Origin of the sequence: Vibrio sp. HENC-03 (assembly GCF_000305755.2) — a bacterium.
Lineage (GTDB): Bacteria > Pseudomonadota > Gammaproteobacteria > Enterobacterales > Vibrionaceae > Vibrio > Vibrio owensii.
The window spans coordinates 399,831-422,857 of record NZ_JH976124.1; the positions used below are offsets into that span (position 1 = coordinate 399,831).

Below are 23,027 nucleotides of genomic sequence, written 5' to 3' on the forward strand. Positions count from 1 at the left end.
ACCTTTGATTTATCGTTTCCGCATTGCTGCATAACGGAGACAAAAACCGTGTTTGAAACCTTACCTAACCCTATGAATAAAATAAAAATACTCCCTCTAGCGATCGCCCTAGCTCTTTCTGGCTGTGGTAGCGATGAAACCACACCAGCAGAGACAGGAAGCCACGTGGCATCTCCTGATTGGCAAGACCAGATCATTTACTTCTTGATGATCGACCGTTTTAACGACGGCGACAACACGCTTAACGATCAAGGCCAGAACGAGTACGATCCTACCTCAGACAAAAAATTCAGTGGTGGAGACCTAGTTGGTGTCAGTGACAAACTGGGCTACATCGAAGACCTAGGCGCTACCTCTATCTGGATTACACCGCCAGTGGCAAACCAATGGTGGGATGCAGAACAAAACTACGGCGGCTACCACGGCTACTGGGCGCGTGACTTCCAAAAAGTGGATGAGCACTTTGGTGACATGGAAAGCTACCAAGCGTTAGCGCGAGAAGTGCACGCTCGTAACATGTTCTTGATTCAAGACATCGTGACCAACCACGTAGGTAACTTCTTCACTTACGATGACCCATACAATTACGATCCTAGCCTACCTTGCCAAGGTTTCCGTTTGATTGAAAATGCGCTGCCAGCAGGGCAAGAACTGCCTTATCCGCTCAACATGAATGAGTGTAAAGATGATGGCACCGGCATTTACCACTGGACGCCAAGCATCACCGACCACAACGACCCAGTACAAGAAAAAACCTGGCAACTGTCGGATCTGGATGACCTGAATACATCCGCCCCTGAAGTACGCGCTTATCTAAAAGAGAGCTACCGTAAATGGATCCGAGAAGTTGGCGTTGACGGTTTCCGTATCGATACTGTGAAGTTTGTAGAGCACGATTTCTGGAATGACTTCCTGCACGCCGACGATGGTGTGATGACTCAAGCGGTTGATACTGGTCGCGATAACTTCCTGACCTTTGGTGAAGTCTTCGAAACATCTACGCCTTACAACACAGAAGGCGAAGAGAAGATGCTGACTTACATCGGCGAAAGCGGCTCACCGGAACAGTTAACCTCGGTGCTGAACTTCCCATTACAAGCTACTATGACGCGCGTGTTTGCAGCAGGACAACCGACCGATTACTTACGCTTCCGCCTTGAGAAAATGATGGAGATGTTCCCGAATCCATACATCATGCCGAACTTCATTGATAACCACGATATGCCACGTTTTCTATCGCAAGGCAGTATCAACGATATGAAGCAAGCGCTGATTACCATGATGGCGGTACCGGGCATTCCTGTGATTTACCAAGGTACAGAACAGGCGATGTCAGCAGCGCGCGATGCGATGTTTGCTGGCGGTTACCGTGAAGACGGTGACTACGTAGATTCATTCGACCAAAATAGCGAGATGTACTTGTTCATCCAAGAGCTTGCTAAGTTGCGTACCGAAAACAAAGTCATGACACGCGGCGAAATGAAAGTGATTGGCAGCGATAAAGCTGGCGCCGGTGTGTTCGCCTTTACCCGAACGTTGGATAACGACGAAGTCTTGGTGGTAATGAACACATCGAATTCCCCGATGTTGATGAACCAACTCGATGTAGAGCAAGCGGGCGGCACCGGCACCGTCTTCCAACAACAAATCATGTCGAATTGGGCGGACGCTCCGGAGCAGTTAATCGCAGATGAAAACGGTCACGTAACCCTTGAGCTACCAGCCAAAGCTGCTGTGATCTACTCGAAAACTAACGACACTCAATCGGTAGATACACCAGACCTCAACATCCAACTGGCGCAAGATTGGGAAGGACAAACCATCACTGATGACATCGTGATTACTGGTACTGCTAACGCAAACGAGAAATTAAACCTTGTCGTGGACGGGAATCTAGAAACCGCACAAGCCATTACCGTAAGTGCTGACGGTCAATTTAACGTGACTTTATCTACCCGTCACTTTGCGATTGGCGAACAGCAACACCGCTTCGCGATTTACTCCACTGAGAAAAAAGCAGGCATTGAAGATGTGAACTTTGTGTCGGACTTAAGCTGGTCGAACACGCCAGACGACATTATTGATGACGCAGGTGATGCACAAGATGGTATGGGCGGTCCTAACGGTAACTACTCGCTACCAACGGATCCGACGTTCGACAAAGACAACAGCCAACTCGCAATCAACAAAGCTGAGGTATTTACCGTCGGCAGTAACGTGCGCTTGACCTTCACCATGGACAAGATCACCGATACTTGGTTGCCGCCAAACGGCTTTGACCACGTTGGTTTCACCATCTTCATTGATTTACCGGAAGAAGCGGCATCCAACCAAACAGAACTGCCTAAGATCAACGCTTCTATGCCAAGCGGAACATGGAGTCGCAATGCTGTGGTCTTCGGCTGGCAAAGCTCGATTTACAACACTCAAGGCGCAAACGCGACAACATGGGGCGAAGCCGTAACACCAGCACCAATGGTCACGGTAGACAAAGCCAACAACACCATTTCGATGGACTTCGCGAGTGACGCACTAGGTCGACCGGATTCACTAGATGGTATTCGATTCTATGTGACAACTTGGGACTTGGATGGATTGTCTGCCACTTACCGTCCACTGGAACAAGACAAAGGTCCTTGGAACTTCTCTGGCGGTGCATCAGATGAGAGTAAGATTTGGGATGACTTACCGATAATCACCTTGTCTGAATAATCACTGAACCCGCAATAAACGCGAAAGTCGTCTCAACTATAAAAAGCAGCTCACCTTCGAGCTGCTTTTCTTTGTCTGAAATACTTAAACCACTATTGCGAAACTCGCCCTTGCGCTAGTTAAACAGTGACTTCACCCACAACACTAAACTGTCCCATAACTTCCCAATCCACGAGCCCTCTTCCACCGCTTGGTTACTTACCAACGGATAGCTCGCCACAGTTTTATCGTCACTCTTCCACACGACTTTGCCAACCACATCCCCTTTTGCTATGGGTGCAATCAGCGGCTCATTCACGACCACGCTTTTATCTAAACCAGCGGTTAGAGAGCGAGGCAGCGTCAGGTACGCATCTTGGGCAAAACCCAAATCAATCTCACTGACATCGCCTTTCCACACTTTTGCACTCGCCTGAACTTCGCCCTGTTTTGCCACTTGTTTGGTGTCATAGAAGCGGAAGCCATAACTGAGCAGGTTCTTAGACTGGCTAATGCGTGACTGTTTGCTTGGCGTTCCCATCACTACCGAGATCAATCGCATCTTTCCTTGCTTTGCAGAACTGACCAAACTGTACCCTGCATTGCTGGTGTAGCCCGTTTTGCCGCCATCGACATCCATCGATTTGTCCCACAACAGTTTATTTCGGTTGTATTGGGTGATCTTGTTCCACTTAAATACCTTCTCACTATAAAGCGCATAGACTTCAGGCACGTCATTGATGATGGATTGCATCAGCGTCGCCATATCATTAGGAGAGGTTTGAATGCCCTCGCTATCCAGACCGTGCGAGTTAACAAAGTAGGTATCGTTCAAGCTGAGCTTATCTGCCCAACCGTTCATCAACGCAACAAACGCCCCTTCACTACCGGCAACATGTTCAGCAAGCGCCACACAAGCATCATTACCAGATTGAACGATCACACCACGCATTAGGTTGGCGACGGTGATTTCATCTTTGGGTTGGATAAACATTTTTGAGGAATCTGGGAATTTGGCTGACCACGCGTTCTCACTCACCGTCACTTTATCATCCCATTGGAGTCGCCCGGATTTGATTTCTTGCCCTACGACGTAAGCGGTCATCAACTTAGTTAAACTGGCTGGGGCTAATCCGGCACGCGCGTTTTGCTCCGCAATGATGGCACCGGACTGAAAGTCCATTAACACATAGCCTTTTGCCTGCAACTGAGGCGGATTCGGCGTCACGACCGCCAATGCAGGGGCACTTATGGTCTGTAGTAATAAACAAGCGAGCGTGATTCGGGTTAGTGACGTGTTCATCAAGCATCCTCCATGGTCAATGACCGCCAAATGTCTCGTTTCATAAAAACGGTAAAACAGTGATGTCTAAACTGCACTTATCAGATCATAGTTCACTCAGTGCATACCAACACGGAAAGATCGAAGAGTTTCTGTTTTGAGTGCCATTCCTTGCCTTTCCGGCTTCAAAAATCGAGTTCTTACAACAAATCTATTGTTTCTAATAAGGAATTCGATATCGTAAAGCGACTATAAACAAGGACAAACCATAACAATGAACGCTCAATCATTTATAGACGCAGGACTGCATTACACGCCCCACTCGTTTACCGTGCCGCTGAACTACCAAGATCTAAGTAAAGGCACGATCAACGTCTTCGCTCGCTCCGTTTGTTTAGTCGGCGATGAAGACTCCGACAAACCATGGTTAGTGTATTTTCAAGGCGGTCCGGGCTTCCCTTCTCCTCGTCCAAACGGAAACAACGGTTGGATAAAACGCGCACTGAGTGAGTATCGTATACTGCTGCTCGACCAACGCGGCACTGGCAACAGCAGCGTGATTAATCACCAGACGCTTGCGCACCTTACACCGACGCAACAGGCAGACTACTTAAGCCACTTCCGCGCAGACAACATTGTTCGCGATGCGGAATTTATCCGTGAACAATTTGGTGTTGAGCAGTGGGCGATTTTGGGTCAGAGCTTTGGCGGCTTCTGCTCACTAACTTATCTATCGCTGTTCCCGAACAGCCTGCTGCAAAGCTACATCACGGGTGGTGTGCCTTCGGTTTCTCGTCATGCCGATGATGTGTATCAAGCAACCTTTAAGCGCACCATGGAGAAGAACCAAGCCTTCTTCCAGCAATTCCCACAAGCGCAGCAACTGTGCCAAAACATTGCCAATCACTTATTGGAGCACGAAGAGTTTCTGCCAAATGGTCAGCGTTTTACTGTCGAACAGTTCCAACAAATTGGGATTAACTTTGGTGTCAGTGACACCTTCTTGCCAACTTACTACTGGCTAGAAAGTGCCTTGATTGAAGTGAACGGTAAGCCTCAGCTTCGTTATGAATTCCTCAACGACATGCTGGCGCAGCAAAACTTCCAGACCAATCCAATTTACGCGATTTTGCACGAGTCGATTTACTGCCAAGGGTTTGCTTCTCAATGGAGCGCTCACAGAGTGCGCCAAGAGCATGATGCGTTCAATTACGAACAAGGTAAGCCGTTTTACTTCACTGGCGAAATGGTCTTCCCTTGGATGTTCGACCAATACGAAAACTTAAAGCCACTGAAAGAAGCGGCGGAATTACTGGCAGAGAAAGCCGACTGGACGCCGTTATACGATGCCCAGCAACTGGCAAACAATAAGGTACCTGTAAGCTGCGCTGTCTATGCCGACGATATGTTTGTAGAAATGGACATCAGCCGTGAAACACTTGCTGCAATGCCGAACTCGAAAGCATGGATCACCAATGAATATGAGCACAACGGTCTCCGCGCAGATGGTGAGCGCATTCTCGACAAGTTAATTGCGATGGGTAAACAAACCGCAGCAACGTTGAAATAAGTGGCTAGCGCTCAGAATTCGCTAAAAACCTAGATAGAAAAACGCCTCTTTATCACGAGATAGAGAGGCGTTTTTGATTCGATTCAGGTCTAAGCTAGCGCTAGTCTTTGACTCGTTTAGTCATCATTTTGGTGATCACGCGGTAACCCATCTTATGGTAGAAATCTTCGCCTTCGTGATTAAATGACGCCACGGTTAAACCGAGCTCTTCAATGTCTTGGCTGCATAAATCGCTCTCGATTTTATCCATCAAAGACAAGCCAATACCTAAGTTACGATGGCTTTCAGACACCACCAATTCATTGATATAACCGACGCGTCTTTCTGGAGAGAGAATCGAGTTGACCTCTCGCACGGTGCCAGAAATAAAGCCAACCACCTGTCGGTTAGAACAAGCAATAAAAGCCGTGATGCTGCCATCAAAATATTTATCGAAGATGTTGCGATCTTCCCTTAACTGCGCCATTTCTTCCGGAGAACGGTAGAAATCTGGCTCAGCATTATAATGAGAAGTGTCGAGTTCGACCAAGAGCGTTTTCAACAGTGGGACGTCTTCTTCTCTTAGTCTTCTGATATGAAACTGTTGCATGTTGAATTCCTTTGCCAACCGACCTGTATCAAGCACAGATCTTTGCTTCAACTGATTATCGGATAAGAAGTTTTAGGAATGTGAAGCGAATCAACAGTACAAATTTCGACCATTTATGTCGAGTACGTTTTCAACAGTTTTACGAGTTTTTACTGATAATTTGAACATCCACAAAATTTAAGTGGAAATAAAAATCCCCTTTTCTCAATAAAAGGGGATTAAAGACCTAATTTAGAAAGCGGCATTTTGCTCAAAAGCGAGTGCCGATTTTAAGCGACTGAAATCACCAATGGGTTCGCCATCAAGCATAAACTGCGGATAGCTTCTTGCGGTTGGGAATAACTCGAACAAGGTTTCTCGGTCAAATTCCACATCCAACTTGAGCGTTGCCACGTTAAAGCCCTGATTTTGCAACCACATTGCTGCGGTTTCACATTGGGAGCACTGCTCCTTGCTGTACATTTCTATTTTCATCACTCTTCTCTGCTATTCCTTGCCGTTAGAAATCCGCATCAAAACTCAATTGGCGATCTTGAGGTCGTTTGTACTCAGTAACGCGTTTTTCGAAGAAGTTGGTTTTTCCTTCCATGTCCAGCAAACGCATGTAATCAAATGGGTTTTCCGCACCAAAGATCGGGTTGAAACCAAACAAACCAGCGATAACATCAGCAGTGTGCTCAATATATTGGCACATGAGTTCAGCATTCATACCAATCAAGTCCACTGGTAAGGCTTCCGTTACAAACTCCTTCTCAATTGAAACCGCTTCTCGGCAAATCTCTTCAAACTCTTGTTGTGCCACCTTGCCTTGACCTAAGGTTTTGAATAGCAGCGCAGAGAAACTAAAGTGCAACCCTTCATCACGAGCGATTAAGTCATTACTTGCCGCTAAGCCTGCCAGCAAACCACGTTTACGGAAGTAATAAATGGCGCAGAAGCTGCCAGCGAAGAACAAGCCTTCCACCAAGCCAAAGGCGATCAAACGCATTGCCAATGGTTTATCGGAAGAGATCCACTTCATTACCCACTCCGCCTTACGCTTCACAGTAGGGACGTTTTCAATCGCATTGAACAAACGCTCACGCTCTTCAACATCGGGAATGTAAGTTTCGAGTTGTAGTGCGTAAGTCTCTGCGTGAATGACCTCATTAAATGCCTGCAAAGCAAGGAAGCAGCGCGCTTCTGCGATTTCAATTTCGCCATAAAATCGAGTCAATAAGTTCTCGTTAATCATCCCTTCACTCTGAGCAAAGAACGCCAACACATGTCGAATGAAGTGCTTTTCGCCTTCGGTCAGCTTGGCAAGATCAGCAAGATCTTGAGCGAAATCGAGTTCTTCTGTCGTCCAGAAAGCCGCTTCGTGAGTTTTGTACGCTTGCCAAATCTCTTCGTATTGAATGGGGAACAAGCTAAATTTGTTTTTAACAATCATACCGTTTCCTTACTTTCGGTTGATGTGAATCTTTTTAATTGACGAGATAGGTTTATGCGCCGCAGTTTAGGCAATCTTCATCTTCGCTTTGCTGACCAACGGTGACTTTCACCGCATTCGTCGATGGCTTAGAGCGCAAGTAGTACATGCCGGTTTTCAGACCACGTTTCCACGCGTAGAAGTGCATCGCATTGATTTGGGCGAACGTTGGTGATGCGAGCCATAAGTTGAGGCTCTGCGATTGGCAAACAAACGGGGCACGAGCTGCCGACATATCAATGATCACTTTCTGAGAGATTTCCCACACGGTGCGATACACGGATTGAAGATCGTCGGGAATGGCATCGATGCCTTGTACTGAGCCGTTATTAAGAATAATGGCGTCACGGATTTTGCTCGTCCAAAGACCACGCTGTTCCAGATCGCTCACCAGATGTTTGTTGATGATGATGAACTCACCCGACAATGTTTGGCGTTTATAGATATTGCTGGTTTGCGCTTCAAACGCTTCGTTGTTGCCTAAAATTTGCGCTGTCGACGCCGTTGGCATTTGAGCAATCAGTAACGAGTTGCGCACACCATGCTCTGCGATTTGGCGCTTGAGCTGTGACCAATCCCAGCGGCTGCTTGGTTGTTCACCCCACAGATCAAATTGGAGCTGACCATGACTGATCGGTGAGCCGTCATAACTGGAGTACGCGCCTTTTTGCGCCGCGATTTCACAAGACGCTTCAAGGGAGGCGTGATACATGGTTTCCGCGATGTCACGGTTAAGCTGCAATGCTTCTTCGCTATCGAATGGAAGGTGCATTTTGAAAAACACATCCGCCAAACCTTGGATACCCAAACCAACAGGACGATGCGCGTGGTTCGATTTTTCAATCTTATCGGTTGGGTGATAGTTCACATCGATAACGCGGTCGAGGTTCTTAATCGCGACTTTGGTGACTTGGTGAAGTTTGTCGAAATCAAACCCCGTGTCTGTAACGAACTTAGGCAGTGCCATGGACGCCAAATTACAAGCCGCCGTTTCATCTGGCGTTGAGACTTCCATGATCTCTGCGCACAAGTTACTCGATTTGATGGTGCCGAGGTTTTTCTGATTCGACTTTTCATTACACGCATCTTTGTAGAGCATGTACGGTGTTCCCGTCTCGGCTTGCGACTCAATGATTTGCGTCATCAACTGGCGGGCTTTGATGGTCTTCACGCCCAAGCCCATACGCTCGTATTCTTGGTACTTCTGAGTAAATTCAGTACCGTATAAATCAGACAAACCTTTGGTATTGTGTGGGCTAAACAGAGTCCATTCCGCGTCGTTTTCGACACGTTCCATGAACAAGTCTGGCACCCATAGAGCGAGGAATAAGTCACGTGCGCGGAACTCTTCTTTGCCGTGGTTTTTACGTAAATCGAGGAAGGATTCGATATCCGCATGCCAAGGCTCCAGATAAACCGCAAACGAGCCTTTACGCTTACCGCCACCTTGGTCGACATAGCGAGCGGTTTCATTGAAGACTTTGAGCATTGGCACGATGCCATTCGACACACCATTAGTGCCAATAATTGGCGCACCCGTCGCTCGAATATTGTGGATGTGTAGCCCAATGCCACCCGCCGATTTAGAAATCAGCGCACAATCTTTGAGGGTGTCGTAAATGCCGTTGATGGAATCTTCTTGCATCGCTAATAGGAAACACGAAGACAGTTGCTGCATCTTACAGCCAGCATTAAACAACGTTGGCGTGGCGTGGGTGTAGTAACCAAGGCTGAGCAAATCGTATAGCTCTCTAATTTCTTCAAGATCGTCACCCGCGACAGCGACTGCCACACGCATGAACATATCTTGTGGTCGTTCAACCACCACGCGTTTTACTTTCAATAGGTAGGAACGTTCGAGAGTTTTGTAGCCGAAGTAATCAAACTGATAGTCACGTTTGTAGTCAATCATCTCTTCGAGCGCAAACTGATTCTTGGCAACAAAGTCGACGTAAGCATCGGAAAGAATACCGATTTCAGAGAGCTCACGTGTTGCAGTGGCGTATCCGCTGGTTTCTTTTTGCAGAGAACTCACCATCACGCGAGCCGCAAGCTTGGCATAATCAGGGTGTTCCGTCGCAAGGCTTGCTGCCGTTTCAGCGAGGAATACATCGATTTCCGTCACCTTAATGCCGTCGTATAAACCGCTTACCACGTGTTGTGCAACCGCAATAGGTTCAACTTTTAGTCCATCAGCCAGCGCTTCGGCTCTTCGAGTCACCTTATCTAGACTGGCTTTTTCTTTCCGTCCATCTCGTTTTATAACGTCCATAATCTATATCTTGTGTGTAGTTTAAATGTTGAGCACCATATGTACGCAATAGATCTAGATGATAATAGTTATCATTACAAGCAAGTTTTTTAAAAGTTAGAACTGAAGATGGAGTGGGTAAGGAAAAATATTGACACCGACACCAAGCTCGACAGGAACTGCAATTAGAGGCAAGCACCGCAAACGTGATAAAGTGATGAAGTTTTCCACAAAGCTTTAATTTTCATTAACTTAGTTCATTTCTAGAAATGAATAATAAATGTGATCTGGTTCAAATTTTCATACCCTTTAACTTCCAATGCTACGCGCTGAAATTTGTTGAAAAAAACGCCGGGGAAACATGACTAAAAATATCCGCATAGTTTGTCCGTATTTCCGACTAAATTACTCAGGTATACTCCGAGCCGCTAAAATTGTTAGGTATCGAGTCGTCGAACCATCGACCTTTTAAAGTAAGGAATAATCATGAGTCAGTATGTTGTCTGCGCCCTGTATAAATTTGTGGAACTGGAAAACTACCAAGAGTTACGCGAGCCATTGCTTGCCCTAATGGAAGCCCACGGTGTACATGGAACGTTGCTACTGGCGAGTGAAGGTATTAACGGTACGGTTGCAGCGAAACGCGAAGGTATTGATACACTGCTTGCATGGCTAAATGCCGAGCCTCGCCTTACGGGTATTGTTTACAAAGAGTCGTACTCAGACACTCAGCCGTTTAACCGCACCAAGGTAAAACTCAAGAAAGAGATCGTGACACTGGGCGTTGAAGGCATCGATCCTCGCCATGTGGTTGGTACTTACGTGAAGCCGCAAGATTGGAACGATCTGATTGCTGATCCAGAAGTATTTGTGGTTGATACTCGTAATGACTATGAAATTGAGATCGGAACATTTAAAGGTGCAGTTAACCCAAATACGGACACGTTCCGCGAGTTTCCTGACTATGTAAAACAAAACATGGACCCAGAGAAACACAAAAAAGTCGCGATGTTCTGTACGGGTGGTATTCGCTGTGAGAAGTCGACCGCTTACATGAAAGAACAGGGCTTTGATGAGGTATACCACCTAGAAGGCGGTATTCTGAAATACCTTGAAGAAGTACCAGAAGAAGAAAGCTTGTGGGAAGGCGATTGTTACGTATTCGACGGTCGCGTTGCGGTGAACCACCAGCTAGAAAAAGCGGACTACGACTTGTGTAATGCTTGCCGATTGCCAATCACAGAAGAAGACAAACAATCAGAGCAGTTTGAGCAAGGCGTAAGTTGCCCGAAATGTTTTGGTAAACACAGTGACGAGCAAGTAGCGCGCTTCCGCGAACGTGAAAAGCAAGTGTCGTTAGCAGCGGTTCGTGGCGAACAACACGTCGGTGGTGAAAGTGCCAAACAACGTGAGCAGCGACGTGCAGAAAAACTGGCGAAGAAAGACGCACAGCGCAAACGAGCGTAAGATTCAAACACATTAAACACAAACGCCCCGCTTCTGGCTTGGAGACGGGGCGTTTTTGTTATCGTTGGAAGGTAAAAACTAAGATGTTCTGATAAGACCTGCGTAAGCTTTATCTGAGCCGCTGTCAGGAAATACGCTTTCTAGCGCACTCGATTCTATGCTCATGTGTTGCTGTAGAACGGCTTTGATCACCGCCCTCATATCATTCGCAGGGGCTAAGTCTCGCCCTTCATAGAGTTCAGCTTGGGCAAGCCCCGGAAATTCTCCCAACACTTTGCCTCCTTCGATGGCTCCACCAGCAATAAACATGGCGTTTGCTGTTCCATGATCGGTGCCTTTGGTTCCGTTTTCCGCTGCGGTGCGTCCAAATTCACTTGCCGCCATCACGACGGTTTTCGACCAGTTATCCCCTAACGCTTTCTTTAGGTTGGCAAGACCGTTATCCAATTTACGCAATTGATTGGCTAACCTTCCTGTTTCTGCACCTTGGCCTGCATGAGTATCCCACCCGCCCAGTTCCAATACCGCAATGTTAGGACCACCTTCAGCAGAGAGAAAAGCTCCCGCTTGAGACGCCAACACAGGAAACTGCTTACCGGGACGATTACGATTCGACATCATTTCAATCTTCAACGCTTCTTCAAAATTACTCGCGAGCTTCTCATCACTTTGAAACAACGCCTCTAGCAGCTCCACTTGGCTGTCTCTCGCTTGCAAATTGTTTGGATACCAACTGCTGACCGCCTTCTCTCCTTGAACAATCAAAGGTAACCCTGAATCAATTGCCAAACCTTTCGACTTCGCATCCAGTTGTAGCAACCGGTTTAACCACCCATCACGATGTAACGGATTGTCTGTACCATTTTCTAAGACTTTTTGCCCATCAAAATGAGAGCGCTCACGATACGCGGTGGCACAAGCGTGAACCATCGCCAACTGCTTATTTTGATACCACTCGAAGCTGGTTTTCATCGCCGGATGCAAACCATAAAAATCGTCGAGTTTATTCAGTTTTTCTGTTGCTAACCCAATCGTCGGACGGAGAGCTAAATACTGCTTATCAGCATAAGGAACCACAACGTTTAATCCATCCATCGCACCACGTAGCGTAATCCAAACAAAGATATTTGGAGAGCTAGATTGAGCAAAGACTGCATTAGGCAACAAGCTTGTTGCGCCCACGGCTAAAGCGGATTTCAAGAATTGTCGACGAGTCGATGTTAAGTTCGTATGTTTATCTATTGTCATCACTCACCTCATCGATACTGAAATTGCGGGCTAAGCCAAAGTAGAGAAAGCTTCATCTCTGCAGATGGGGCTTTGTTCATCACTAACCTTGTGTGTTCGTCCAACGCATTGCCGTAGAGCTGTTGGCTAACTTGCTCGACAAAAGCTTGTGGTTTCACACCTTGGGACTTGGCACTTTTCACCGCCAGCCGAGCGATTCGATTCGCTAACTGCCACCGCTGAGTTAGCGCCGAAGGACTGTTGTAATCTGCGTCTTTATCTGGCCAACCAGCAGGAGAACCCGCCATAAAAGGAGGCTGACCTAAGCTTCTTTGCGCACCGAGTAATTTATTCCCCGACTTGCTCATTTGCATGTCATTCGATTCAGGAAAACGGACATCAGCACTGCGCAAAACCGCGAATAACCACTCTTGAGAATTGCGAAAACGCACCGCCTCTGCCGATTGGCTCAAAGCGCTTTGAATCAACAATAGATAAACCGGAAGCAAATCCCCTTTACCTTTTAGATAAGCTTGGCTTAGCGGTTCAATCAAGGCTTCACCGGAAGGTCCTAGGAAATGCTGTGCCAACTTACGTGCAATATGTTTTGCGGTATCAGGGTGAAGCGCAAGATCTCTCAAACACGCTCGTCCTTGTTCAATACCTTGTTGAGAGTAACGCTTGCCAAGCAGAGTTATCGAGCCTGGTTCATGGGTTCTTGAATTAAATTGGAAACCAACTTTTGGCGCTTTAAATCCAACACTCCAGCCAGTAATGGCTTTTGACAGTTCAATCACGTCTTGTTGTGTATATTGGCTATCAACACCAAGCGTGTGCAGCTCCATGATTTCTCGCGCGAGATTTTCATTGAGCCCTTTACCCTGTTTCAGCCCTTGTTTGGAGTTCGGTCCTACCGACAAGTTGTTATCCAGAAACATCAGCATGGTTGGGTGCTGACTCACCGCTAAGAGCATCTCAACAAAGTTGCCATTCCAGTGTGCTCGAATCACTTCATTTTCAACGCTAGCCACAATCGGACGCACCTTTCGAGTATCTGCCGATGTGGCAAAATGATTGCTCCAAAATTGAATCAAGCGTTCCTGAAATCCATACGGGGTGTGCAAAGTCTGTTGGTTGCGAGCCTCGACTTGTCGCAAATATTGCTCACGAAAGAACGCACCGATTTGCTTTTGTACTTCACGCTTTTTGGTTGGGGATTGTTTGAGCTCTCGTTTGGTGTCATTGAGCTTTCTCAGTTCTAACAACACTTCGTTTGTACTCGGCAACTTGGTTATTGCCTCATGCCAATAAGTCTTACTGCTTAGTTGCTTTTCTAAACTTGGCGAACTGTGTTGATAAAGGGGCCCAAAGCCGAACCGCTGCTCAGAGATAATGTCTTGAGTTGGGTAATACTGCATAGCCGATTCCGTGTGATGCTTTATGTCAGTCTAGCAAGCATCACATGGCGTCGAGTTCAATTTTTGGTTATTTCTCAGTCAGTAAAGCTGGTTATCACGCAGAGGAACTTCTAATTCATTAGTACCATCTTTAGATGACTGCCCAACCATTTCGTCATAGGCACTTTGTTGGCGAAGCACCTGCTGTTTCGCTTTCAAGTGACGACATTGCTTTTGCAACTCCAGTATCGAATGCGCTCTTAAAAATTTGCCTTTATCGTCGGTAACAAAGTGTTCCTCTCCATCGACCAAGACGGATACTTGATACAGAGCGAGATCGAGAGAGTGGATAACAAGCTTGTCGATATAGAAGAATTTTTCCAATTTACTGAGTGGCATAGACATAAAGCACCTCCTTGCTCCGTGCCTCTACGTCAACATCAATAAAATCGATCACTGAGTGAGAAATATGCCCCGCAAATACGTAGAAATCGAAAAAACAAGCGAGGGGCACAATGCAAACAATCAACTTAGTGTGGTTAAAACGCGATTTACGCCTGACCGATCATACGCCTTTACAACACGCTTTATCTTCAGAACATCCAACTGTGCTGCTTTATATTGTCGAACCCATGTTACTGGATGACCCACATTACTCTGCTCGTCACTGGCGTTTTATTTGGCAATCACTCCAAGATATGAACGAAACACTCTCGGCTCGTGGCCATCAAGTGTCCGTAATGTCGGGTAGCGTAATAGATTGCCTCAGCGCGATTCAGAACCAGTTCAACATCAATGCTATTTTCTCCCACCAAGAAATCGGATTGGATTGTACGTTTGAACGAGATAAACAAGTATCAGAATGGCTTCAATCACAAGGGGTTCCGTGGCGCGAATTTGAACATGGCGCCGTTATTCGAGGAGCAATAGACCGACTCGGCTGGGATAAGCATTGGGATACGGTTATGCGAGCAGAGATTGAAGATATAGACCTTGAAAGTGCTTCTCTTGTTACCCTCGATGCCGAAGCTCTTGGTTATTCGTTTACGCCCCCACCCTCTTGGTTGGAAAAAATAAAAGGCATGCAAACGGGCGGAAGTTCGCTCGCTTGGCAAACCATGGAAGACTTTTTTCAACGTCGGGGACGAGATTATTACCGAAGTATTTCCAGCCCGACGGCATCTCGAACTGCATGCACTCGCCTCTCTCCCTATCTTGCATGGGGCAATATATCGCTTCGAGAAGTGTACCAATACCTGCTGCAACATTGGCAAGTGGCTGGGTTTCGTCGCAGCTTAATAGCACTGTCTTCGAGATTGCATTGGCATTGTCACTTTATGCAGAAATTTGAATCCGAATGCGAAATGGAGTTTCGTTGTGTCAATAGGGCTTATGAACCTTTATTACAGCAAGCAAGCGTCAGAGATGAGACACTCTTGGACGCTTGGAAGTCAGGCACAACCGGGATGCCACTCATCGATGCGTGTATGCGCTGTCTTCATCACACCGGATACATCAACTTTCGCATGCGTGCGATGTTAGTGAGCTTTTTAACGCATCATATGAACATGGATTGGCGCGATGGCGTGACCCACTTAGCTCAGTTGTTCCTCGACTTTGAACCGGGAATCCATTACCCACAATTTCAGATGCAAGCAGGTGTGACTGGCACCAATACGATTCGCATCTACAATCCGACGAAACAAGCACAAGAGCACGATGCTGACGGTGAGTTCATTCATAAATGGATCCCAGAACTTGCAATGGTTCCCACGCCCTTGTTGTTTGAACCATGGAAAATGACCGCGATGGAAACCGTCATGTACCAACTGGATCCCGATTCCCGATATCTCGCGCCCGTCGTAAATGTAGAGGCAAGCGCAAAAGCAGCAAGAGAGCGATTGTGGGCATGGCGCAAACGCACAGAAGTGAAAGTAGAAGGAGCGAGAATTTTGGCACAACACGTTCGGCCTACGAACAAAAAGAAAGCCAGTTGATCCCCTAGAAAGAAGCGTGCGTACAAACAGGGACTTTTATCAGGGAGCGAGCGGTCCCCAAACAACTAAAGGAATGCACTATGTTGAAACGTATTTTGGTTACGACCACGGTTTTGTTTGCCACCTTTTCATTTTTACTGCCAGCAAAAGCCCACGAACACGGAATGATGAAAGAAGACATCGTTGATGTGGCTGTTGCAAATGGCTCTTTCAATACTCTGGTAGCAGCAGTCAAAGCCGCAGGCTTAGTGGATACACTGAAAGGTGAAGGCCCATTTACGGTGTTTGCACCGACTGACGAAGCATTTGCTAAGCTTCCAGATGGCACGGTTGATATGTTGCTGATGCCAGATAACAAAGACAAGTTGGTCGCGATTCTTACTTACCATGTGGTTCCGGGCAAAGTAATGGCCGCAGACGTAGTGAAAATGGATAAAGCGACGACAGTCCAAGGGCAAGACGTGATGATCAAAACCATGGGCGATAAAGTGATGATCAATAACGCTACCGTGATTGCCACCGACGTCAAAGCAAAGAATGGTGTGATTCATGTAATTGATGAAGTCATCATGCCGAAATAAAATCAACAAGGAGGGCGGGCTCACCCGCCCCTTTCAAGGATATGGAAAACATCAAACTCTCGAAGCACGACATTCAAGCTATGGAGCAACGCCAACGCACCCGATTGATTAACTCTCTAGCGGGATACAAAAGCGCTAACCTCATCGGCACAAGGGACAGGCAGGGACAAGAGAACCTTGCTGTGGTGAGCTCGGTGGTACATTTGGGTTCGCATCCACCTCTATTCGGCTTTATCGTTCGTCCACGTAAAAGTCGCCGTCACACGCTAGAAAACATCCTCGATACCAAGCATTTCACCATCAACGCTATCGGTGTCGACTTTGTGCAAAAAGCCCATCAAACCTCCGCGCGCTACCCAAAGCACATCTCAGAGTTCGAAGCAGTAGGCCTGACACCTTATTACGATGATGTATTTCCTGCGCCTTTTGTCCTCGAAAGTAACCTCAAGATGGGCCTAGCTTTGAAAGAACACATCAAGATTGAGAGCAATCAAACTGAGATGTTGATTGGTGAAGTGTTAATGGTGCACGCACCAGAAAGAGCGATTATGCCAGATGGTTATCTTGATTTGGAACTGCTCGACTTGGTGACTATTTCTGGGCTAGACAGCTACCACGTAACACAACGACTGCATCGACTAAGTTATGCCAAACCTGACTCTCGTCTGTTCCCCTTAACAAGAGAAGGAGAACCTTCATCTTGGGGAGCGCTTGAAGTCGATTTGGACTAACTCCTCATACTCAAGAACTAAATACAAAAATGGCAGTTTTCTCTGTCCAAGCCGTGTTCACCAGCCCGATTGGTAAGGTGAGCGCGTCCTGCTTCCAACCCCATTTCATAGCCTTCGAGCAAGACAGATTGACGCATAGACAATCGCTGAACGTTGAATTCATCTGGCGGAGCAACCACGCGAACACGCGTTCCTTTGGGAGGGTTGCGAATAAACTCAAGCGACTCATTATAGTTCTCTGAGCGATGAAGCATTGCCTCTGCCATTTGTGGATGTTCAGCGAACAACTTCTTCATTAACCAAGGCGTCTTCACTGGCTTTTTCTCATAAGCCAAAGGATGTGAAAGAACAACCGTGATATCACGAGCACCACGACGGTAAGCTTCTCGTACAGGAATGGAATCTGCTACACCACCATCTGTATAACAACCGCCGGAGAAACACGGAGTATGTTTGTAAGCAATAGGCAGAGCGGTTGTTGCTTCCATCGCGTTGTGGAAGTTATGACGATTCACTCGATAGTAATCCGCTTTACCTGTATTGATGTTCGTCGTTGCCGCTAAGAAAGGAATGCCTTCAAACAGTTTCGCTTCATCGACTGGGTACAAACGATTTGACTCTTCAAATAACCATTTCACGTCGATCAAATCTCCACCTTTCAAAAAGCGGGTAGGATCGAAAAAGCGTTTGCTGGTTGCTAATTTAGTAATGACGTTGATGCTACGGTGCGGATAATCAGTTAGATAACCGATCAAATTTGAAGCCCCGGCTGATACGCCAATCGCAAAATCAAATGGTTTGTAGTCTTGCTCTAAGAATGCATCTAATACGCCACTGGCAAAGACGCCACGCATTGCACCACCCTCGACTACGATTGCTTTTGTTGCCATGTTTCCCCCCAATAAAGACGTTAAAAAGATTACTGAAATTCGTGCTACAGCAACAATCGGTTATTCTTATTATTGAGATAGGCGAAGTCTATGTGTTTCTTGCTCTTTAAGTGGAAACTTAGGATCAAAAAATCCACATCAACCAAAGCGTTGATGTGGATTTTCAGTCGTTCAAATCAGAGATTACGCAAAGACGGTTTTATATGCCTCGGCAGCACCTTCAATAAACATCTGTGTGCCAATCACCGCAAGAATCAAACCCATCATTTTGGTGATCACATTCAGTGCGCTTGGACCAACAGCTTTCACTAACTTGTCACCAAACAAAAACAGAACATAAGTCATCACGCAAAGGACTGCGAATGAAGCAATGGTAATGATGGTTTCGGTGATTCCACCCGTTGTTGCAAAGTTCATCGCCGTCGCAAGTGTTCCTGGCCCCGCCAATATCGGCATGGCTAATGGTGAAACGGCAATGCTCAACGCGGCTTGTTCTTGCTCCGGTGAGTAAGCCTTTTCCTTGGTCTTCTTGTGTGTCGATTCCCCTTGCAACATGTGGAAACCAATAAGGAATACTAAGATACCGCCAGTAATGCGCAGTGCGTAAAGAGTAATACCAAATAGGTCAAAAATGACTTTGCCTGCAATAGCGAACACTGCAACGATAACAAAAGCGATAAACACAGAGCGAAACGCAATGGAGCGCACGGTTTGCTTGTCTTCATCCGCTGTCAGGCTTAAGAAGATAGGGATGTTTGCGATTGGGTTCATGATGGCAAAAAAGCCCATGAATACAGTGACAGTATGAAGTATCAGTTCTTTCATGTTTTCTACATTTGGTAAGTTATTGATTATTAAAAATCATTATATACCCAACTTTATAAATAACGTCACTTTATGTTCACTGTACTTTCCAAGCGCCTCACCTTTTGCTCATCGCCACGGTTTGGAGCGCATGCTAGTTTACGCTCAATATAAATAGCGTTATGGTGAAGATTCAGCCAATACTAAGAACAAACTAAGGAAGTTGATTGATCATGAACAGTACGATTGAAACCATTCTCGGTCATCGCTCTATTCGTAAGTTCACCTCTGAGCCTATTGCAAGTGAACAACTACAAACGATTCTCCAATCTGGATTAGCCGCCTCTTCTTCTAGCATGCTTCAGGTGGTCTCTATCATTCGCGTGGCAGACACAGAGAAGCGCAAACTGCTAGCACAATACGCTGGCAATCAGGCTTACGTTGAAAGTGCTGCAGAATTTTTGGTGTTTTGCATTGACTACCAGCGTCACACAACCATCAACCCAGACGTTCAAGCCGACTTTACTGAACTGACCCTGATTGGCGCTGTAGATTCCGGCATCATGGCTCAAAACTGTTTGTTAGCTGCCGAGTCTATGGGGTTAGGTGGCGTATACATTGGTGGCTTAAGAAACAGTGCAGCACAAGTCGATGAGCTACTCGGTTTGCCTAAAAACGCCGCTATCCTGTTTGGTATGTGTTTGGGTCATCCAGATCAAAACCCTGAGGTAAAACCACGCTTACCCGTTAACGTTATTGTCCACGAAAACCAATACCAAGCGCTGAATGTAGACGATGTACAAACCTACGATCAAACCATGCAAGAGTACTACGCGAGCCGCACAAGCAATCAAAAACAGAGCGCATGGTCACAAGAAACAGCCGGAAAGCTATCTGGTGAGTCTCGCCCGCACATCCTGCCTTATCTAAATAGTAAGGGGTTGGCTAAACGATAATGAGAAAGATCGTTTAATCGACCGAAAGATCAAAAAAGGCCTCGGATGAGGCCTTTAGTATCAATTTGTTCCTAACGATTAGTTACCGCCAGTACCGCCTGTGCCACCACCCGGTGGATCTTCAGGTTCGATAGGTTCACCTACTTCAGGATCAGGGATAGTTGGTACGTCAGGTTTGATATCTTCAACAGGAGTACCAGCGTCGATAGCATCTTGCACATCACCAACTACCTGTTGCGTATCTTCTGCTGGGATCTCTACGTAAATCACATCACCAGTTTCGCTTAGCGGGTAAGCAGGGTTTGCAGCAATGACTTCTTCAGTGATTGCTTTAGCAGCTACAGAAATTGCCTCAGGTGACGCGTCTGGGTTCGCCTTGATGACATCTGAAACAACGTTTGCTGTTGCGATTAGCTGTGTAGCGATAGCCGACGCATCGTCATCGCCCTGCTCTTGCAGATCCTGAACCACTTGTTCAGTGTTCAGTAGAAGTTCATCCACAGAAACACCGATTGCATTGATATCAATACCAAGGTCTGAGAACACTTTCTCTGCAACCTCAGGAGAGTAAACTTCACCTTCTGCAAGAGAGCCAGCGATAAGCGTAGTAAACGGAGAACCCGTAACTAGGCCATCTACTTGTGCTAAACCTTGAGGAATGGTGTATTCCGTTGTGATTGGTTTGCCGTTAGACGAGTCACGACTTGTCGCTGTAGGACTAAGTACAAATTCACACTCGTGTGGTGCTGTCACTACATCAATGTGGCTAATACGAGCTTGACCAACCATGCCTTTGTAGTTTGTCGTTAACTCATCCGCCTCACCTGTAAGATCGCCACATGTGTATGTCACTTTCATGTCAATAACTGCTGGATCGTAAGCCTGAACTGAATAGGTTTTCACTACAGGGTCGCTGTCACTACCACAGCCAGCCAGTAGCACCGCCGCCACACTTGCCGTTAAAAGTTTGATTTTCAAAATTAGCTCCAATATTTTTTGTTATATCCGACCGCATCGGAAAGCATAACGGCAGTTGCATATAGTGTAAATAGGATGCATAAAACTTTGGTATGAGTTTTTTCACATTAATAGTTGTTTTCATGTGCAAAACGGCGCATTTTCACTATTAACTTGAGATAGCCCCATTTTTGTCAGGTATTTGTCAGTATTTTTTAAGGTTCTGGTTGCCTTCATTGCAACAAGATGGATAATAGTTGTCTATTTTTTGATGGTCAGATTTTCAACCTTCATAAATAAAAATGAGGACTCTGAATCGTCAAGTGCGTTTTTGGAGCATTTATTACATAAATAATACTGAATGGAATCGTTTTATAAAGGCTAAAGACGATGAGAGAAACGCTATTTATAGGCGTACTCACGTCATACAAAAAGTGAACCAATTTCAGTCGGCAAATTTTCTTTCGGTAGCTAGAAACCAATGAATAAATTTAACAAAGTTTTGGGGATTACGTTTCTTCCAATCGTTCTAGCTGGGTGTACCGTACCTGGCAGCCACCTTTCCACCAGTGACAAAACGGTAATGACTACCGAAGCAACAGACATTGAGTCTCAAGTCACGGTTTATCCCCTAACGTTAGATCGCGTCAGTTCTTTAAATACAGCAGAACCATTTTCTAAACCTAACCCAGAACTCGACATCGAGATCGCTAAGTACGAGTACGTCGTTGGTCCTGGTGACATTCTGAACATTACTATTTGGGATCATCCAGAGCTTACTATCCCAGCTGGTTCTTACCGTAGCTCTGCCGAAGCTGGTAACTGGGTTCATGCAGATGGCACCATCTTTTATCCGTACATCGGTATTGTAGAAGTTGAAGGTAAAAACGTTCGTCAAATTCGAACAGACATTGCAAAGCGCCTAGCTAAGTATATTGAAAGCCCACAAGTTGATGTGAGCGTCGCGGCTTTTCGTTCAAAGAAAACCTATGTAACTGGTGAAGTAAACAAACCAGGACAACAAGCCATCACAAACATCCCACTAACCCTTCTTGATGCGGTTAACCGTGCAGGCGGTCTGGCACAAGATGCAGATTGGCGCAACGCAACATTAACGCGTGGCGGTGAAGTTCAGGACGTTTCTCTTTATGCATTAATGCAACAAGGCGATCTCACTCAGAACCGCCTACTTCAATCGGGTGATATTGTTCACGTACCGCGCAATGACGCACAAAAAGTATTTGTGATGGGTGAAGTTAACGATCCAAAGCTACTCAAGATCGACCGTGCGGGTATGAGCCTAACAGAAGCGTTAAGTAACGTCGGAGGCATTAGCCAAATCTCAGCTGACGCAACTGGCGTTTTTGTCATCCGTCGTTCAAAAGAAGAATCTAAGATGGCTGATATCTACCAGCTCGATGTGTCAGATGCCTCTGCACTTGTGATTGGTACCGAATTTGACTTAAACCCTTACGATATCGTTTATGTCACGGCAGCACCAATTAGCCGTTGGAACCGCGTTATTGCACAGTTAGTACCAACTATTTCTGGCTTCAACGAATTGACGGAAGGCGCACTGCGTATCCGCAACTGGCCTTAAACCGAATATGTCTAGAGGGAGTAATTTAACTCCCTCTAAAAACATCAATTTTTAAGCAGCGAACGTTATTCGTAACATTTGTTCACTTAGAAAGGAAAAGAATTTGTTTTCTAACATTTTAGTGGTTTGCGTAGGTAATATCTGTCGTTCACCAACAGGAGAGCGACTTTTACAGTCTCTTTTGCCAAGTAAAAAAGTGGCATCTGCTGGTATTGCCGTAGAAAAAAGCCACTTAACTGGCAAGTCTGCTGATGAAATGGCAACTAAAGTTGCACTTGAACACGGAATAAGTTTAGAAGGGCATTGCGCCCAGCAATTAACCCCTGAGTTATGTGCACAATATGATCTGATTTTAGTCATGGAGAAAGGCCACCAAGAAGCCTTAACCAAGATTGCTCCAGAAGCTCGCGGCAAAACAATGTTGTTTGGCCAGTGGATTGGAAAGAACATACCCGATCCATATCGCCAGAGCAAAGAAGCATTCGACCACGCTTATGCTCTCATAGATGAAGCGGCACAAGCTTGGACTAAAAAACTATAAGCCGAAAGGCTCATTTTCAAACGCC

The 23,027-nt window shown here is 46.2% G+C and carries 20 protein-coding genes; 9 read left to right on the plus strand and 11 right to left on the minus strand.

The features are described from left to right. Window positions 1-48: 48 nt before the first annotated feature. Window positions 49-2,712, plus strand: coding sequence for an alpha-amylase family glycosyl hydrolase (locus VCHENC03_RS10590; protein WP_009706470.1), 2,664 nt, complete (start codon window positions 49-51; stop codon window positions 2,710-2,712). 115 nt (window positions 2,713-2,827) lie between these two features. Here the strand turns inward: VCHENC03_RS10590 and VCHENC03_RS10585 are convergent, their stop codons facing one another. Beyond that, on the minus strand, window positions 2,828-3,994 hold the full coding sequence (locus VCHENC03_RS10585; RefSeq protein ID WP_009706471.1) for a D-alanyl-D-alanine carboxypeptidase family protein: 1,167 nt from the start codon (window positions 3,992-3,994) through the stop codon (window positions 2,828-2,830). 253 nt (window positions 3,995-4,247) lie between these two features. Here VCHENC03_RS10585 and VCHENC03_RS10580 point away from each other — a divergent pair, with 253 nt between their 5' ends. Further along, window positions 4,248-5,543: an alpha/beta fold hydrolase gene (locus VCHENC03_RS10580; RefSeq protein ID WP_009706472.1), complete on the plus strand. Its 1,296-nt coding sequence runs from the start codon at window positions 4,248-4,250 to the stop codon at window positions 5,541-5,543. A gap of 100 nt (window positions 5,544-5,643) precedes the next feature. Here VCHENC03_RS10580 and VCHENC03_RS10575 read toward each other — a convergent pair whose 3' ends face one another. From VCHENC03_RS10575 to VCHENC03_RS10560, 4 genes are all read right to left on the minus strand, one after another. Continuing rightward, complete coding sequence (locus tag VCHENC03_RS10575) at window positions 5,644-6,132, minus strand: GNAT family N-acetyltransferase (RefSeq protein WP_005441955.1); 489 nt, start codon at window positions 6,130-6,132, stop codon at window positions 5,644-5,646. 231 nt (window positions 6,133-6,363) lie between these two features. Next, window positions 6,364-6,606 carry a glutaredoxin family protein gene (locus VCHENC03_RS10570; protein WP_005529518.1) on the minus strand — a complete coding sequence of 81 codons (243 nt, stop codon included), beginning with the start codon at window positions 6,604-6,606 and terminating at the stop codon, window positions 6,364-6,366. 25 nt (window positions 6,607-6,631) lie between these two features. Beyond that, window positions 6,632-7,564, minus strand: coding sequence for a ribonucleotide-diphosphate reductase subunit beta (locus VCHENC03_RS10565; RefSeq protein WP_009706474.1), 933 nt, complete (start codon window positions 7,562-7,564; stop codon window positions 6,632-6,634). A 52-nt stretch (window positions 7,565-7,616) separates the two neighbouring features. Beyond that, complete coding sequence (locus VCHENC03_RS10560; RefSeq protein WP_009706475.1) at window positions 7,617-9,875, minus strand: ribonucleoside-diphosphate reductase subunit alpha; 2,259 nt, start codon at window positions 9,873-9,875, stop codon at window positions 7,617-7,619. A gap of 465 nt (window positions 9,876-10,340) precedes the next feature. On the opposite strand from VCHENC03_RS10560, the gene trhO reads away from it, so the two are divergent. Further along, window positions 10,341-11,321 (plus strand): oxygen-dependent tRNA uridine(34) hydroxylase TrhO, encoded by a 981-nt coding sequence (gene trhO, locus VCHENC03_RS10555; protein WP_009706477.1) that lies wholly within the window; start codon window positions 10,341-10,343, stop codon window positions 11,319-11,321. A gap of 78 nt (window positions 11,322-11,399) precedes the next feature. Here the strand turns inward: trhO and VCHENC03_RS10550 are convergent, their stop codons facing one another. The 3 genes from VCHENC03_RS10550 to VCHENC03_RS10540 all read right to left on the minus strand — a co-directional run bounded on the left by VCHENC03_RS10550 (window position 11,400) and on the right by VCHENC03_RS10540 (window position 14,350). After that, window positions 11,400-12,569: a DUF1501 domain-containing protein gene (locus tag VCHENC03_RS10550; protein WP_009706478.1), complete on the minus strand. Its 1,170-nt coding sequence runs from the start codon at window positions 12,567-12,569 to the stop codon at window positions 11,400-11,402. A gap of 8 nt (window positions 12,570-12,577) precedes the next feature. Further along, window positions 12,578-13,966 (minus strand): DUF1800 domain-containing protein, encoded by a 1,389-nt coding sequence (locus VCHENC03_RS10545; protein WP_009706479.1) that lies wholly within the window; start codon window positions 13,964-13,966, stop codon window positions 12,578-12,580. A 78-nt stretch (window positions 13,967-14,044) separates the two neighbouring features. Further along, window positions 14,045-14,350: a DUF6482 family protein gene (locus VCHENC03_RS10540; protein ID WP_009706480.1), complete on the minus strand. Its 306-nt coding sequence runs from the start codon at window positions 14,348-14,350 to the stop codon at window positions 14,045-14,047. Between the two features lie 110 nt (window positions 14,351-14,460). Here VCHENC03_RS10540 and VCHENC03_RS10535 point away from each other — a divergent pair, with 110 nt between their 5' ends. The 3 genes from VCHENC03_RS10535 to VCHENC03_RS10525 all read left to right on the plus strand — a co-directional run bounded on the left by VCHENC03_RS10535 (window position 14,461) and on the right by VCHENC03_RS10525 (window position 17,254). After that, window positions 14,461-15,942 (plus strand): cryptochrome/deoxyribodipyrimidine photo-lyase family protein, encoded by a 1,482-nt coding sequence (locus tag VCHENC03_RS10535; protein WP_009706481.1) that lies wholly within the window; start codon window positions 14,461-14,463, stop codon window positions 15,940-15,942. Between the two features lie 80 nt (window positions 15,943-16,022). After that, a complete protein-coding gene (locus VCHENC03_RS10530; protein ID WP_009706482.1) occupies window positions 16,023-16,523 on the plus strand; it encodes a fasciclin domain-containing protein in 501 nt (166 codons plus the stop codon). A 41-nt stretch (window positions 16,524-16,564) separates the two neighbouring features. Further along, window positions 16,565-17,254 carry a flavin reductase family protein gene (locus VCHENC03_RS10525; RefSeq protein ID WP_009706483.1) on the plus strand — a complete coding sequence of 230 codons (690 nt, stop codon included), beginning with the start codon at window positions 16,565-16,567 and terminating at the stop codon, window positions 17,252-17,254. Between the two features lie 17 nt (window positions 17,255-17,271). Here the strand turns inward: VCHENC03_RS10525 and VCHENC03_RS10520 are convergent, their stop codons facing one another. After that, window positions 17,272-18,144: a patatin-like phospholipase family protein gene (locus VCHENC03_RS10520; RefSeq protein WP_005437919.1), complete on the minus strand. Its 873-nt coding sequence runs from the start codon at window positions 18,142-18,144 to the stop codon at window positions 17,272-17,274. Between the two features lie 183 nt (window positions 18,145-18,327). Further along, window positions 18,328-18,969, minus strand: coding sequence for a MarC family protein (locus VCHENC03_RS10515; RefSeq protein WP_005437917.1), 642 nt, complete (start codon window positions 18,967-18,969; stop codon window positions 18,328-18,330). A gap of 212 nt (window positions 18,970-19,181) precedes the next feature. Here VCHENC03_RS10515 and nfsA point away from each other — a divergent pair, with 212 nt between their 5' ends. Next, complete coding sequence (gene nfsA, locus VCHENC03_RS10510) at window positions 19,182-19,904, plus strand: oxygen-insensitive NADPH nitroreductase (protein ID WP_009706484.1); 723 nt, start codon at window positions 19,182-19,184, stop codon at window positions 19,902-19,904. A 78-nt stretch (window positions 19,905-19,982) separates the two neighbouring features. Here nfsA and VCHENC03_RS10505 read toward each other — a convergent pair whose 3' ends face one another. Continuing rightward, complete coding sequence (locus VCHENC03_RS10505; protein ID WP_009706485.1) at window positions 19,983-20,882, minus strand: hypothetical protein; 900 nt, start codon at window positions 20,880-20,882, stop codon at window positions 19,983-19,985. A gap of 460 nt (window positions 20,883-21,342) precedes the next feature. Here VCHENC03_RS10505 and VCHENC03_RS10500 point away from each other — a divergent pair, with 460 nt between their 5' ends. Beyond that, the gene (locus VCHENC03_RS10500) at window positions 21,343-22,461 is read left to right on the plus strand and encodes a polysaccharide export protein (protein WP_009706486.1); all 1,119 of its coding nucleotides are present in this window, start codon (window positions 21,343-21,345) and stop codon (window positions 22,459-22,461) included. A gap of 103 nt (window positions 22,462-22,564) precedes the next feature. Beyond that, window positions 22,565-23,002, plus strand: coding sequence for an arsenate reductase/protein-tyrosine-phosphatase family protein (locus VCHENC03_RS10495; protein ID WP_009706487.1), 438 nt, complete (start codon window positions 22,565-22,567; stop codon window positions 23,000-23,002). The last annotated feature ends 25 nt before the right edge of the window (window positions 23,003-23,027 follow it).